This is a genomic window from Brachyspira sp. SAP_772, assembly GCF_009755885.1.
In the GTDB taxonomy this organism is placed as follows: Bacteria; Spirochaetota; Brachyspiria; order Brachyspirales; family Brachyspiraceae; genus Brachyspira.
The window spans coordinates 1126598-1141084 of the sequence record NZ_VYIX01000001.1 but is presented as its reverse complement, the minus strand read 5'-3'; the positions used below and the strand labels follow the sequence as shown (position 1 = coordinate 1141084).

Annotated in this window: 14 protein-coding genes and 2 tRNA genes; 7 read left to right on the top strand and 9 right to left on the bottom strand. The window is 27.7% G+C overall.

The annotated features are described in order from the left end of the window. The first annotated feature begins 68 nt into the window (after positions 1 to 68). The 5 genes from GQX97_RS04955 to GQX97_RS04935 all read left to right on the top strand — a co-directional run bounded on the left by GQX97_RS04955 (position 69) and on the right by GQX97_RS04935 (position 5518). Positions 69 to 1085 carry a leucine-rich repeat domain-containing protein gene (locus GQX97_RS04955; RefSeq protein WP_157150828.1) on the top strand — a complete coding sequence of 339 codons (1017 nt, stop codon included), beginning with the start codon at positions 69 to 71 and terminating at the stop codon, positions 1083 to 1085. Between the two features lie 28 nt (positions 1086 to 1113). Further along, positions 1114 to 2097, top strand: coding sequence for a leucine-rich repeat domain-containing protein (locus GQX97_RS04950; RefSeq protein WP_157150827.1), 984 nt, complete (start codon positions 1114 to 1116; stop codon positions 2095 to 2097). Positions 2098 to 2106: 9 nt separating this feature from the next. Continuing rightward, positions 2107 to 3081, top strand: a complete 975-nt coding sequence (locus GQX97_RS04945; protein WP_157150826.1) for a leucine-rich repeat domain-containing protein — start codon at positions 2107 to 2109, stop codon at positions 3079 to 3081. A 134-nt stretch (positions 3082 to 3215) separates the two neighbouring features. After that, the gene (locus GQX97_RS04940) at positions 3216 to 3950 is read left to right on the top strand and encodes a 1-acyl-sn-glycerol-3-phosphate acyltransferase (protein ID WP_157150825.1); all 735 of its coding nucleotides are present in this window, start codon (positions 3216 to 3218) and stop codon (positions 3948 to 3950) included. Positions 3951 to 4045: 95 nt separating this feature from the next. After that, on the top strand, positions 4046 to 5518 hold the full coding sequence (locus tag GQX97_RS04935; protein ID WP_157150824.1) for a hypothetical protein: 1473 nt from the start codon (positions 4046 to 4048) through the stop codon (positions 5516 to 5518). 167 nt (positions 5519 to 5685) lie between these two features. Here GQX97_RS04935 and GQX97_RS04930 read toward each other — a convergent pair whose 3' ends face one another. From GQX97_RS04930 to gap, 3 genes are all read right to left on the bottom strand, one after another. Continuing rightward, a complete protein-coding gene (locus tag GQX97_RS04930) occupies positions 5686 to 6798 on the bottom strand; it encodes a glycosyltransferase (RefSeq protein ID WP_157150823.1) in 1113 nt (370 codons plus the stop codon). Positions 6799 to 7268: 470 nt separating this feature from the next. Further along, positions 7269 to 8468, bottom strand: coding sequence for a phosphoglycerate kinase (locus GQX97_RS04925; protein WP_157150822.1), 1200 nt, complete (start codon positions 8466 to 8468; stop codon positions 7269 to 7271). Positions 8469 to 8582: 114 nt separating this feature from the next. Next, positions 8583 to 9626, bottom strand: coding sequence for a type I glyceraldehyde-3-phosphate dehydrogenase (gap, locus tag GQX97_RS04920; RefSeq protein WP_157150821.1), 1044 nt, complete (start codon positions 9624 to 9626; stop codon positions 8583 to 8585). Between the two features lie 221 nt (positions 9627 to 9847). Between gap and GQX97_RS04915 the strand changes: the two genes are divergently transcribed. Then, on the top strand, positions 9848 to 10312 hold the full coding sequence (locus GQX97_RS04915) for a hypothetical protein (RefSeq protein WP_157150820.1): 465 nt from the start codon (positions 9848 to 9850) through the stop codon (positions 10310 to 10312). A 28-nt stretch (positions 10313 to 10340) separates the two neighbouring features. Here the strand turns inward: GQX97_RS04915 and GQX97_RS04910 are convergent, their stop codons facing one another. From GQX97_RS04910 to GQX97_RS04885, 6 genes are all read right to left on the bottom strand, one after another. After that, on the bottom strand, positions 10341 to 11258 hold the full coding sequence (locus GQX97_RS04910; RefSeq protein WP_157150819.1) for an alpha/beta hydrolase: 918 nt from the start codon (positions 11256 to 11258) through the stop codon (positions 10341 to 10343). Positions 11259 to 11274: 16 nt separating this feature from the next. Continuing rightward, entirely contained in the window at positions 11275 to 12015 is a 741-nt protein-coding gene (locus tag GQX97_RS04905) for a hypothetical protein (protein ID WP_157150818.1), read from the bottom strand. A gap of 44 nt (positions 12016 to 12059) precedes the next feature. Further along, positions 12060 to 12449, bottom strand: a complete 390-nt coding sequence (gene rsfS / locus GQX97_RS04900) for a ribosome silencing factor (RefSeq protein ID WP_157150817.1) — start codon at positions 12447 to 12449, stop codon at positions 12060 to 12062. Continuing rightward, entirely contained in the window at positions 12436 to 13653 is a 1218-nt protein-coding gene (locus GQX97_RS04895; protein WP_157150816.1) for an LCP family protein, read from the bottom strand. Before GQX97_RS04895 ends, rsfS begins: the two co-directional genes overlap by 14 nt. A 55-nt stretch (positions 13654 to 13708) precedes the next feature. Further along, a tRNA-Glu gene (locus GQX97_RS04890) sits at positions 13709 to 13782 on the bottom strand. Between the two features lie 33 nt (positions 13783 to 13815). Beyond that, positions 13816 to 13888 (bottom strand) — tRNA-Lys (locus GQX97_RS04885). Between the two features lie 190 nt (positions 13889 to 14078). Here GQX97_RS04885 and GQX97_RS04880 point away from each other — a divergent pair. Beyond that, positions 14079 to 14450 (top strand): methionine-R-sulfoxide reductase, encoded by a 372-nt coding sequence (locus tag GQX97_RS04880; RefSeq protein ID WP_157150815.1) that lies wholly within the window; start codon positions 14079 to 14081, stop codon positions 14448 to 14450. The last annotated feature ends 37 nt before the right edge of the window (positions 14451 to 14487 follow it).

The window sequence follows — 14487 nt, the reverse complement described above, 5'->3', positions numbered from 1 at the left end:
GTTATATTATATATAATGTTATTCTAAGTAACATTATGTAAAATTTGAGTAAATATGAGAGGTTATGAATGTATAAAAAAATTGTATTATTAGTATTATTGTGTTTTTTATTTACAATTTCATGTTCGAGTCCAAATAATCCCAATAGTGGTAATCAGAGTAATAATGGAGGCACTACACCGCCAACTACATCCCCAACAGAAGAAGAATTAATAGCGAAATATGGTATAGATATAAGTCAGGCAGATGCAGAAATAAGCAAACAAATAGAGGCGAATTTAAAAGCTTATTATACTGAAATGGGTTCATATAGAGTAATATTTACAGGAACTCCTAAAGATTATAGTAATAATAAATCTCTATATGAATTAACTTTAGAAGCAGCAGTGAATGTTAATACTTCTATGAATATAGAGATGGATATAAGCAATATTGATTTTAAAGACGGAATTGTACCAACAGGTATGTTCTCTGGAGCAGTTGTTGATGGTTCTGAAAATATATTTATTAGTTTTAAATTCCCAGAAAATAAGATAACAACTATAGGAGTAAGGGCGTTTGAGAGTTTATACAATACAAAAGAAATAACAATACCTAATTCTGTAACAACTATAGAGTCAGAAGCTTTCTATCTTTCTAGCAGCATAGAGAAATTAACTTTAGGTAAAAATGTTAAAACTATAGGTGATCAAGCTTTTCTATATACTCAGGGAATAAAAGAGTTAGTTATTCCTGATTCTGTAACATCAATAGGAGTTGGGGCGTTTAGCGGATCATTTATAGAAACATTAAAATTATCTTCTTCATTAGAAACAATAGGGGATTCAGCTTTTGATTCTACTAGTATTACAGAACTTACAATACCTGCATCTGTAAAATCAATAGGAATTACAGCATTTGCATTTTCTCAGCAACTAACAACAGTTACTTATTTAGGTGCAACTCCTGATGCTATAAATAATAATAGTGATGTTTTTATTATGTGTGATAGTCTTAAAACTTTAATAGTGCCTAATGCTACAAATCCTAATGATAATGGATGGAAAACTTTTTTGGGCGGAACTTTTAATACTGTAACAAAATAAAAATAATTTAGAGTAAATTGGAGTAATTATGTATAAAAGAATTGTATTGATAATGTTGTGTTTTCTAGTTGCAATGTCTTGTTCTAGCCCAAGCAGTCCTAACAATCAGGGTAATATAGGAAATAGTGGTGATTCAGGTCAAACAGGAGGAAATTCTGGAAACAGTGGCGGTTCTGGAAATATAGGAGATGCAGGCGGTATACCTTGGACTGAAATAGCTCCGCCTTTGCCTATTTTAGATGATGAGGCAAAAACCTATGGTATAGATATTTCTCAAGATGATAATCTGATAAAACAAGAAATAAAATCTAAATTACAAGCATATTATAATGATAAAAAATTATATAAAGTAATATTTACGGGGACACCAAAAGCTGAATATGCCCAAAGAAATTCTCTTACAAAGTTAGTAATAGAAGTTACAAAAGACTTACCTATTGGTTATAACAAAAATATAGAAATAGATATTAGTAATATTTATTTTAATGAGAGAAAAATAAAATCTAAAATGTTTCAAGGATATACAAGTTCTGGTGAGTATACAATAACTTTTAAATTTCCAGAAAATATTATAAGAGTTATAGAAGGAAATGCTTTTTCACTTTTTAGTAAATTTTTAAAAGAAATAACAATACCAGATTCTGTTATTGGTATTGATGCCGCTGCTTTTCAGACAGATTACAAACTTGAAAAAGTAACATTTGGTGCTAACAGTAAACTTGAATATATAGGAGATTTAGCTTTTACATATTCAGCATTGAAAGAAATAACTATACCTGCTTCAGTTAAGTCAATAGGAAGCAGAGCATTTGGAAGCTCATCCTCTTTAACTACTGTTATTTATTTAGGAACAAGCCCTAATGATATATCACATAGCGGAAATATATTTGATGATACAGTTACAACTTTAATAGTTCCTAATGCTCCTGAAACAAGTGAAGAAGAGCTTAAAAGTAAATGGCAAAACTTTTTGGGATGTAATTTCACTACTATAAAAAAACAAATTAATTAAGAGTAAATTATGTATAAAAAAATTGTATTAATAATGTTATGCTTTTTAGTTGCAATATCTTGTTCAAGCCCAAGCAGTCCAAATAGCAGCAACAATGGTAATATAGGAAACAACGGAGATACTGGTAACTCTGGGGAAACACAGACGCCAGTAATACCTCCTACTTTAGATGAAGAAACACAAAAATATGGTATAGATATTTCACAAGATGATGCTGAAATATCTAAGCAAATAGAAGAGAAATTGCAAGAATATTATAATGAAAAAGCTTCATATAAAGTAATATTTAAAGGTGTTCCTAAAAATTATATGCTAAAAGCAAATTCTTCTCTTGCAGCTTTAACTATAAACGCAGCAGAAAAAATTAATGCTGATAATATAACAATAGACACCAAAAATATTGATTTTCAAAATGGTGCTATAACAGAATTAATGTTTGCAAGCGGAGGAGTAAGTAAAAAAAGATTAAGTTTTATATTTCCAGATGATAAAATAATAACTATAGAACAGAATGCTTTTTTGAACTTAAATAATAATATAGAAGAATTAATAATACCTAATTCTGTTGTTTCAATAGGGGAGAGGGCTTTTCAAGCTATTTATTCATTAAAAAGTCTTACATTAGACAGTAAATTACAAATTATAGGAGATTATGCTTTTTTATATTTAGAGTCATTAAGAGAATTGATAATACCAGATTCTGTAATATCAATAGGTAAAGGGGCATTTGCTAATTCTTCTTTAGAAAAAGTAACTATTTCAGCATCTGTAAAAGAAATAAAAAACTCAGCTTTCAACACTTCTCGTAAATTAAATACGGTTATTTATTTAGGTACTTCTCCTAATGATATAAATTATGAGAATGATGCATTTTTATATTGTAATAACCTTACAACTTTAATACTTCCAAATGTGCCTAATCCAGATTATAATACTTGGAAGAATTTTTTAGGTTGTAATTTTACTGTAGTTAAACAGAAATAATTTTGTTTAGGGATATTAATTTATAAAAAGAATATCAAAATAATATCCCTGCAAAATATTATCTTAATTCAATAAATTAAAAAATAATTATTTAAGCTATTGATAATTTTTGTATTTATATTAAACTCTTTGCTATGATTATATTTAGCATATTTTATATTTTATTAAATGTACTTTTTACTATTATTTTGTTTATAGTAGCTGTGATTTTATTTATTTTAGTGAGACCTTTTAGTAAGAGGCTTTCAATAAAAATTACTCATAATATAGCAAAATTTTGGGGAACTTTTTTGATGAAAAGTGCCTTTATTTCTTTTGATATTGAAGGCAGTGAGAATTATGATTATAAACAAACTTATTTAATTACTCCAAATCATCAAAGTGCTTTTGACATATTTTGCTGTTTTGCAATATTTAAAGGCATGTTTGCTTTTGTCTCTAAAGATACATACGGAAAAGTGCCTATGGTTGGTTTTGGTATGAGTGTAGCTAATTATATATTTGTAAAGAGGGGAACTATAGGAGCTGCAAAATCTATAGATGATATGGAAGATAGGTTGAAATCAAAAACAAGTATAATTATATATCCAGAGGGCACTAGAAGCAAAGACGGGGAAATTAAAAAGCCAAAAAGAGGCATATTAAAAATTGCTGAGAGATGTGAAGATGTGGCTGTACTTCCTGTTGTTATATATGGTACTAGAGATATTATGAAAGCAAAAAGTTTTGTTTTAAGACCATTTAAAAAAATAAAGATAAGATTTTTAAAACCTTTCTACTTCAAAGACATAGAAGGCGATGATAATGATAAATTAGATTATTGGTATAACATAATGACAAAAAATTATGATGAAATGAGAAATAAGTAAAACATTATTATTCAAAAACTAAACTCAAATTATTTATTTAAAAAGTTTATATTGCTATAAATAATATTATATAAAATATTAAGGGTGAAATTATTATGAAAAGAATATTTTTATTAATTACAATAATATCTTTAGTTATCATTCAATGCGGAAGTAAAACAGATACTAATAACAATGAAGTAAATACAAATGAATCTATAGAGTCAAATGAAACTATACCAGCAGCAAAAATATTATCACAGGAAGATGCTGCATTTTTAGATAAAGTAAAGAATAAAATAATTATAAGCGGCAGAGCTAAATATACTTTCAAAGATAATGGCGATATAGACTATGTATTTGATGCTGGAAATTATAGAGAAGATAAAAATTATATATTTGAATCTTCTTTAGACGGCACTAACGCCTATTATTATGAGCTTTATAATATACAGGATAAATACGAAAAAGGACCAAGTAATATTGCCACAAATTATAAAGGCTTTTCTGTAAAAAATGGCATTCTTTATGAAGATAATTATGTTGGATATGAAAGCGACCCTGTTGAAACTATAATTACTAAATGGGAAAGAGAAAATTATTATTCTAATTATTATTACAGAGAAGTAAAAGAAAATCCTAATTTTGATAATTTCCCTTATGAGAATAAAGCAGATGTAACTTTTGATAAATATAATGAAAGACAAGAAGGTATATTAATAAATGAGTCAGACTATAAAGCAGAAGAAGTAGGGGATATTAATACTTATAATTTTAACGGTATATATTTAAATAATAATGCTTCTATTGAGTTAAATAAAAATGATGATGATAGTTTTTATTTATATGCCATTAATATAATAACAAATGAGAACGGACAAACAGTAACTAATATTCAAAGCACAGATACAAGTAAAATGATATTAGAAGAAAATCAATATGTTGAACCTTATTGTGCTATAGGTGCCAATACTTTAGATTATGAAGAGATTGTGGGAGCTGATGGCGGTTATATTATATCAATTCAGCCTATAAATGCTAACACTATTATGGTAACAGAGCCTAATGGAAGCTATGGATTTACTGGTATATATAAAAAAACTCCTGAACAAATAGATTCTAACGATAAAAGCACTAAAGAGAAAGCATATTATAATGCATGCAAATGGTATGCTAAAAATTATGATGAAATAAATGAAGTCTTTAACAAAATAGTTGAGTTTAATTTTGAAAGTGGCGGATATTATGAAATTAATATGTTTAATGCTAATGATTACATATCTAAGTTTAGAGAGTCAGGATATTTTTCTGATAACTATATTAAAAGTTTAGAAAATAGTTTTGAAGAGATAAAAAAGAATTTGGAAGAAAATAAACAAAATGACGGAGCTCCAGAAGGTATGGATGCTGACTGGTTTTTGGTAACTCAGGAGATTGATTCTTATCTTGATATCATAAATAATCAAATGAAACTTGATGATATAACAATTTATTCTGATGATGTTTTATGCATTAGTAATGAGGATATGGGGGAGTTTTTAATTTTAGAAGTAAAACAATATGGCGATGAATGGCTAATTGAAAAATAAAGATTATATAATCAAAATATTAGTAATATAAATTATATGAATTTAATTTTTAAGTTCTATATTAGTTTTTTAAAATTTTAAGTTATCTAACCCATAAATTGTATATTAAATAAAATTTATATATGTACTTTAACTCAATCTAATTTACATTTTTTATAAATTATTTTTTAAATATTAAAATAAGCTTTCATTTTGTTCCTAACGTTATTCCTAATATTTCTTATAGGTATAAACCAAACTATCTTATTAATTACTTTAATTAATTTTTCTTCATTAGCCTTATTAATTTCATTTAATTTCTTTAATTTTTCTTCACTAGTTTTGTTTTTTATATCGGCTAATTCATTACTTATAAAATGGGTATTATATTTTGAATAATTCTCTAAAAAATAAATAGGATCTTCCTTAAACCACTGAGTCATAGTTAAATACTTCCATCCAAGATGCAAAACTTTATTTTTATATTTAGGTATCCAGTGACTTTCTGTGCTAAAAATTTTACCGCATGTACAATGTGCTATATACATATCTTCTATATATTTATCATCCAACCATATTCCATCATTTCTATGATAACAAGGACCAAATCTTTTTATATAACGATCTTTATTAAGAAAATGGTTAATGATTCTCTCTTCAAGAGGTGCTGTTCCATTATCAATTAGATATGAAATATAATTAATTATTTTTTCTTCATCATACATTTCTCTTAATTTTTTCAAATTCAGATACATAAATCCGCCAGGAATCCAATCTAATAGTTTTTTACCTACTTTAAGACGCCTAGCAACAGAATCAGAGTATATTTTGGAATATACCTCATAGTTATCGTTATTCATAAAATATATGGAATCCTCCAAATAACATGTTAATAAACAGTAATCATCTATATTTTCATTAAATATTTCTTTCAAACTTTTCAATATAATAAGATCAATATCTAAAAATAATACTTTATCTAAATCTTTAAGTATATTGGGAACTTCTAGTTTCAATAAAACATGATATCCCCACCAAGCAGGATTTTTCCCTTTTTCTAATTTTTTATACTTATCAATAATTTTGTCATCTATATCATAAAATTTTATGTCAAAATCTTTTATTTCTTTTAATAATATTAATTTCTTCCTGTCTTCTTCTGTCATATCACTAGTAAGTACATGAAAATAAAAATTATCATATTCATCAGAGTTTACCAATAATGATACTATTGTTATACCTAAATTTATAGCATAATTATGTCCATTACATAAAAAACATATATCAAACTTTTCCTGCATAAAAAATCCCTATAGTTTAAACACAAAAAGGCTACCTAGTAAATTACTAGATAGCCTTGAATTGCAAAACTAAATTTATTTGCTTGCTTGCTTGCTTGCTTGCTTGCTTGCTTGCTTGCTTGCTTGCTTGCTTGCTTGCTTGGTACAAGCATATTAATTTTTATGAAATTATAAATCATGTTTGCATATTATATAATAAAATATTAATAAGTCAAGTAATGGGATTATCTAAAATAAATATTATAATATTTATTTTAATATAAGTTTAAGAAAATAGAATAAACTAAAATTTGTATTGATTTAATATTTCAATTTATTTAATGCAAAAATCTACTATTATTAATTTTGTAATACATAAAAAACTTGAAAGTTTTATACAGTTATAAAAAATTAAAACAGTTTATAAAAAAGCCTTTGACAGCTAAAAAACTATCATAGGCTTTTTATTTTATTAAAACTAAATAAATATATTATTTATCTTGTAATACAGCGATACCGGGAAGCTCTATTCCTTCAAGGAACTCTAAAGAAGCTCCACCACCTGTAGATACGTGAGTCATCTTGTCAGCAACACCAGATTTATTAACAGCAGATACACTGTCGCCTCCGCCGATAATACTTACAGCACCAGAATTAGCAATAAACTTAGCAACCTCAAAAGTACCCTTAGCAAAATTAGCCATTTCAAATACACCCAATGGTCCATTCCAAACAACTGTTTTAGCATTTTTAAGTATATCTTCAATTTCTGTTAATGTTTTAGGTCCGACATCCATACCCATCCAACCAGCAGGTATAGCAGTAGAATCTACAACTTTTATAGCAGCATCATTATCAAATTTATCAGCTATAACATTATCAACAGGTAAATATAAAGTTTTGTTTAATTCTTTAGCCTTATCCATAATCTCTTTAGCAGTAGCAATATAATCATCTTCGCATAAAGAAGAACCTATTTCTAATCCCTTAGCCTTAAAGAAAGTATAAGCCATACCGCCAACAACAATTAAAGTGTCTACTTTGTTAAGTAAGTTTTTAAGTACAGAGATTTTAGAAGAAACTTTAGCTCCGCCAATTATAGCAACAAAAGGACGAGCAGGGTTAGCAACAGCATCACCTAAATATTGTATCTCTTTCTCCATTAAGAAACCAGCAACAGCAGGCATTCCGGCTTTAGCAGATACTATTCCAGCAGTAGAAGCATGTGCTCTGTGTGCCGTACCAAATGCATCATTAACATAAACATCAGCTAACTCAGCCAATTGTTTAGAGAATGCTGCATCATTTTTCTCTTCTTCAGCATGATATCTTAAGTTTTCAAGTAAAAGTACGTCTCCTGACTTTAATTCAGAAGCAAGTTTTTTTACTTCTTCACCTATACAATCATTAGCAAAAATAACTTTATTGTTAGGGAGTTTAGTTTTCAAATAATCATAAACAGGTTTTAGAGAATATTTAGGATTAGCTTCCCCTTTTGGTCTTCCTAAGTGGCTCATAAGTATAAGAGAAGCACCCTGAGAGAGAATATATTCAATAGTAGGCATAGCAGCATCTACTCTTGTAGTGTCTGTAATTTTAGAGCTTGTTTCTTTATCAAGAGGTACATTGAAGTCAACTCTCATTATGACTTTTTTGCCTTTAATATCTATGTCTTTTACTGATTTTTTCATTTTTGTATCCTTAATTATTATTTTTTATACTTATTAAAAATTTAAAGGGTGCTATAATTTATAATATTATGCACCCTTATTATAGCCTAATAAATTAATTATTATAATTTATTATTATTTTTTGTTGTACATATATAATAATAAATCAATTACTCTGTTAGAATAACCCCATTCATTATCATACCAAGAAACAACTTTGAAGAATCTTTTTTCACCTTTTAAGTTGTTTTGTAAAGTAGCTAAAGAATCGTAAATAGAGCTTCTGTTATCATGTATGAAGTCGCTAGATACTAATTCTTCATTACAGAAACCTAAAACACCTTTCATGTAAGATTCAGAAGCTTTTTTCATTAAAGCGTCAATTTCTTCAATAGAAGTATCTTTTTCACTTCTGAAAGTTAAGTCTACAACAGATACGTCAGGAGTAGCAACTCTGAAACTCATACCTGTTAATTTACCTTTAGTAGCAGGTAAAACTTCACCAACAGCTTTAGCAGCACCAGTAGTAGAAGGAATAGTGTTAATAGCACCAGCACGTCCGCCTCTCCAATCTTTTTTAGAAGGACCGTCTACTATTTTTTGAGTAGCAGTATAAGAGTGAATAGTAGTCATAAGACCTGTTTCTATACCGATACCTTCTTTAAGAAGTACATGTACTAGCGGAGCTAAACAGTTAGTAGTACAAGAAGCATTTGATACTACATGATGTTTAGAAGGGTCATATTCTTCATGGTTAACACCATAAACGAAAGTTCTTAAATCACCTTTACCAGGAGCAGATATAATAACTTTTTTAGCACCTGCAGCTATATGACCTTCAGCTTTTTCTTTATCAGTGAAAAGACCAGTAGATTCGATTACATATTCAACACCTAAATCTTTCCAAGGAAGGTCTTTTAAATCTTTAGTAGCACCTATACATTTAATTTTGTTTCCGTTAACTACTAATACATCTTCACCTTCAGTTGTTATATCAGCTTTCATTTTTCCATGAACTGAGTCATATTTTAATTGATAAGCAAAATATTCAGCATCAGTACTAACATCAACAACACCTACTACATCTATCTCTTTACCTAATAAACCGCGTTCTACCAATGCCTGAAACACTAGACGTCCGATACGTCCAAAACCATTTATTGCAACTTTTACAGCCATAAAATAACTCCTTAATTAAAATAATATTCTATATACGAACATATAAAACTATGCTATCATAAATAAAAAATTAAGTCAAGGATAATTTAATATTTTTAATTTTATCTAACATTATTTTATTTGTTTTATTTTCCGAGATAGTTAAACTATATTATTTAATAAAAAATATAATTGAAATTTATTATTAAAATTATATATTAAAAATGATAGGATTTTGAATAATGAATAAATTGTTAATTATTTCATTATTGTTTGTTGAAATATTTATCATATCTTGTGAGAAAAAGTTAGTTTATGAAAGCAGGCAATATACTGATAATATAACAAATAATATATATACTAATGATGTAGATGTTAGAAGCAGAAAATTTGATGCCATCGGATTAATAAAAAAAAGCTCCTTTACAATGTATCCTGATATAAAAATAGAGGATTTAATAACGTCCTTTAATACAGTTGAATGGGAAGATTTTATAGCAGAAGATGATTATATGCGTTATGTAGACATTATAGGTACAATAGATACCAATAGATATATTTTTCAGTTTAAAATACTTGACCATTATAATTGGGAACTATACGCTTTTGAAATGAATAATAAAGCATATACTACAGATAGAGCTTCATATAGGCTATATTCTCTCTATACAAACCATATTGTAGAGACAAATACGGCAACAAATTAATATGTAATTATTAGCAGTAATAAAAAAATCATAAATATTTTGCTATAAACTCTTTTATTTTTTGCCAATACAATTTTTCATTATGTTTTGCAGAGCTTATATGCAAAGCACCTTCTATAATTAATTTATCTTTTTTTGATGAGCAAGCATTATACAACCTCTCCATCATATCTAAAGGCACCAAATCATCTTCACTGCCATGAATAAATAGTATAGGAGTTGTTATTTTTGATACAGATTTTAAAGCATTAGCTTGTGAAAAGAAATAACCTATTCTTAATTTTGTTATTAATGATATTGTTGGTATAAATGGAAAATAGGGCAGATGATAGCTTATTTTTAGTCTGTTTCCAAGCTGTTCATTAGCATTAGTATATCCAGAATCTTCTATTGCAAGCTTAACATTTGAAGGAATGTTTTCAGCTAAAGCAATCATTATAGATTCTGCCCCCATAGAAATGCCAAATAAAATAATATCAGCATTACTGTTAATTGATAATATATATTTTACCCAAGCAAGAATATCTTCTTTTTCTAAATACCCCATACCATAAGAATTACCATCGCTTAATCCATGAGTTCTTAAATCTATAAGAAGAACATTATAGCCCATATTAAAAAACTTCTCACCATAATATCTCATATTAGAGCCTTTACTCTCGTAGCCATGAACTATTATTGTGTATATATTAGAGTTTTTATTTTCTATAAAATGGGCATGCACTTTTAAATTATCAGAAGTTTTTGTATATATATCTGCTTGAGATTTTTCAAACCATTCTCTTCTTTTTTCTTTTTCTAATACTTCTTCTTCAGTTTCTTCTTTGATGTTTTTTTTAATTTCAAGTACTCTTTTTTTACCTTTAATTAAAACTAACTGTACATAATAATTTGATATTATAATAATAGCTAAAAGTAATATTATTAATATTATTATAAATATCATATTATTTTTTAATTACCTATATACCCATAGTAGTGCCGAATTTCATTCCTACTTGTGCTCCTATATCTATAGAAGCTAGGTTTCTGCTTTCAACGAGAACTCTTTCTGCACCTCTTAAGTCTATGCCAAAATCAGTGCCAAGATATGCTCCAACTAATAAAGCAACATTATCTTGAATATTAAAAGAATAATCAAAAGTGAGTTTAATATATGTCATAACTACATTTTTCATTACATCATCAATTTTATCAACACCATAGTAGCTAAAAGTTTTTGTGCTTGTATTGCCATTAAAAAGTTCAGTAGAATGTGTGAGATATAAAGGGACTTTAACTCCTATACCAAGCCCAAATGCAAAATTATTATAATGAAATTTTGGAAGTATTCCAATTTGCATATTTTCAAAAGTATAATATTCTCTCACATTTACATCTTGCTGAGTAGTTTCATCTTTATAAGAGCTTTTAAGTCCAAAAGAATCATGAGAATAACCTATATCTACTAATAAACTAATTCCTTTATCTTCATCAGTTACTAAATATCCAGCCTGAAAAGTTATACCAGCATCAAATCCAACAGTGCCACTATTTTTTCTATATGTATCTTTATAACTTTGTGGAGCATCTTGAGAAAAATAAACATTATAAAAACTAAAACTAGCTCCAATAGGTACTGTAGCTCCAAATTGCCAGCCGCTTTCTGCAAATGATAATTTAGCAAATAAAAATAAAAAAGATAAAATAATAACTTTTTTCATAAAACTCTCCATAAAAATGACTTTAAAATAATTTTCAAGAAAATTTAATTCATATCTATTTTTTTAGCCTCATGCCATAATTTATCCAAATCATAATATTCCCTTCCTTCCTCTGTAAATAAATGTATTACCAAAAAGCCATAATCAGTTAAATACCATAAAGAGTCAGAATTATTATCATTTTCTGCATAAGGAGTGATACCTTCTTCTTTTAATTCTTTATAAACAGCATCAGAACCAGCCTTCATTTGTGGAGCAGAAGAAGCTGTTGCTATAATAAAAAAATCTGAAAGGGTAGTAACACCGTCCAAATCTAATATTACTATGTCTTCAAGTTTTTTATCATCTAGAGCTTTTGCGGCTTTTAGAGTTAGATTTTTAGCCATTTCTCTGTCTATCATTTTTTTTGTTTTGTTTGAATCATTGAATTTCATAGTAATCATACCCCAAAATTAATACTGCATTATTTAAAAGTCTTCTATCTGTTTTAGCATATATTCTACTTACTCTGCATTCATTGGCAACCATAAAAGACTTTTCTATCTCTCCATTTCTTATAAGAACAATGCTATTATACACTTTAGCAGGAAAATTTCCATACTCTCCAGCAGCAAATCCCCTATAACGCATTCTAATATTTATTCTATCCGCAAGCCCTGAAACATCAGTGCCATTCAAAATTATTAAACTAACATCTTCATTGCTTAATTCGCTTCTTTCTGTTTTTAGCCCCACATATAATGACAAATCTTCCATCTGTTTTACAAAAGCACTTCCTCCAAGTAATGGATTGATTATTCCATTCTCATCAACTCTTCCATCAATATTTTGTACTATTAAACTTCTTTCATTGCTGTTTGATATTATTTTTAATATAGCTTTAATATCAGGAGGTCTTAAATTGCTTTTTATCTTAGAATATATAGCATTTCTCATATCTCTTCTAACTATCATAGATTTAAGCTCAGGACTTTGTATAAAACTAATCATTAAATTGATAATAACATCTTCAAGTCTATATAATGTTTCTATATCCTCATATTGTTTCATAGTAACATAATGTAAATATGATACTACCTTGTTGCCATGAAATATCCATTCACCAATATCAAAGGTAATATTATAAAGACTATTATTTTCTACATAATGAATAGGCTCTTCTACATACATCTTAACTCCGCCTATTAAATCTATTATGTCTGATATGCTGTTATTGTCGAGAGTGATTTTGTATGTTATTTTTTTATTAACAGTGTTTTCTATAGCCTTAAATACAGCAGAATCGCCTCCATTTTTGTATAATTCTTTTAGAGGTATAGAGTCATCTTTTTTGTTTTGCCAAAGAGCAACATTTCTTGGAAGACCTATTAAACCTATTCTATTGTGTAAACTTGATAATACTCCCACATATGCCCCATAAGGCTCATTATTTTCATCTATAAATAATATAGAAAAATACAATTCTTCATCATTTTTTATTGCTGAATCTATTTTGCTGTATAAAAAATAATATAAAGTGAAAGTCACTAGAATAATAATGAAAGTAAATGAAGATATTAATATGATTACAGCTTTTTTATTGGCATTGCTTATGGTTTTTAGTGCTTTAGTATTATTATCTTTGTTTTTAATTTTCATAAAAATATTATAGCTATAAAAAAACCATATCATTAACAGATATGGCAATTAGATGAACCGGTGACGGGTTTCGAACCCGCGAATGCAGGAATGAAAATCCTGTGTGTTAAACCTCTTCACCACACCGGCGTATATAAAGTAATTGTAGGTATTAAACCTATGTGAGCCAAGAAGGGTTCGAACCTTCGACAACCGCCTTAAAAGGGCGATGCTCTACCGACTGAGCTATTGGCCCGTTTTTTTATTTATCAATTTGATGTTTAGGTATATTACAATATTATTTTATTTTTGTCAAGTATTAAAAAATATTTTTTTCTAGAATTTATTATAAATATGTTTTTTTAATTATGAAAAATAATAAAAGTATAGTTTTATTTAGAGTTTTAATATACAATCTTTTATTATTATTTATTATTGAGGTTTTTATGGAGTTAAGAAAATTAACAGAAGAAGAAAGAAATGTTATAATATTTAAAGGTACTGAATATCCTTTTACAGGCGAATATAATGATTTTTTTGAGGAGGGCGTTTATTGCTGCAAACAATGCGGTGCTGAATTATACCGCTCTGAAGATAAGTTTAAATCACAATGCGGATGGCCTTCTTTTGATGATGAAATAAAAGGAGCTATCAGAAGGTCTTTAGATGATGACGGTTATAGAATAGAAATTACATGTAGTAACTGTGGTGCTCATTTGGGGCATGTGTTTCAGGGCGAGCATTTAACAGATAAAAATACAAGGCATTGTGTAAACTCTATTTCATTAATATTTAAACCTAAAGAAAATAAAGAATAAAAATAAAAGAAAATTAATAAGGACTATAATACTTTAA

Excerpts from the sequence above, each read along its gene's own strand:
- GQX97_RS04955 (WP_157150828.1), top strand. The coding sequence starts at position 69 with ATGTATAAAAAAATTGTATTATTAGTATTATTGTGTTTTTTATTTACA.
- GQX97_RS04950 (WP_157150827.1), top strand. The coding sequence starts at position 1,114 with ATGTATAAAAGAATTGTATTGATAATGTTGTGTTTTCTAGTTGCAATG.
- GQX97_RS04945 (WP_157150826.1), top strand. The coding sequence starts at position 2,107 with ATGTATAAAAAAATTGTATTAATAATGTTATGCTTTTTAGTTGCAATA.
- GQX97_RS04940 (WP_157150825.1), top strand. The coding sequence starts at position 3,216 with ATGATTATATTTAGCATATTTTATATTTTATTAAATGTACTTTTTACT.
- GQX97_RS04935 (WP_157150824.1), top strand. The coding sequence starts at position 4,046 with ATGAAAAGAATATTTTTATTAATTACAATAATATCTTTAGTTATCATT.
- GQX97_RS04930 (WP_157150823.1), bottom strand. The coding sequence starts at position 6,798 with ATGCAGGAAAAGTTTGATATATGTTTTTTATGTAATGGACATAATTAT.
- GQX97_RS04925 (WP_157150822.1), bottom strand. The coding sequence starts at position 8,468 with ATGAAAAAATCAGTAAAAGACATAGATATTAAAGGCAAAAAAGTCATA.
- gap (WP_157150821.1), bottom strand. The coding sequence starts at position 9,626 with ATGGCTGTAAAAGTTGCAATAAATGGTTTTGGACGTATCGGACGTCTA.
- GQX97_RS04915 (WP_157150820.1), top strand. The coding sequence starts at position 9,848 with ATGAATAAATTGTTAATTATTTCATTATTGTTTGTTGAAATATTTATC.
- GQX97_RS04910 (WP_157150819.1), bottom strand. The coding sequence starts at position 11,258 with ATGATATTTATAATAATATTAATAATATTACTTTTAGCTATTATTATA.
- GQX97_RS04905 (WP_157150818.1), bottom strand. The coding sequence starts at position 12,015 with ATGAAAAAAGTTATTATTTTATCTTTTTTATTTTTATTTGCTAAATTA.
- rsfS (WP_157150817.1), bottom strand. The coding sequence starts at position 12,449 with ATGAAATTCAATGATTCAAACAAAACAAAAAAAATGATAGACAGAGAA.
- GQX97_RS04895 (WP_157150816.1), bottom strand. The coding sequence starts at position 13,653 with ATGAAAATTAAAAACAAAGATAATAATACTAAAGCACTAAAAACCATA.
- GQX97_RS04880 (WP_157150815.1), top strand. The coding sequence starts at position 14,079 with ATGGAGTTAAGAAAATTAACAGAAGAAGAAAGAAATGTTATAATATTT.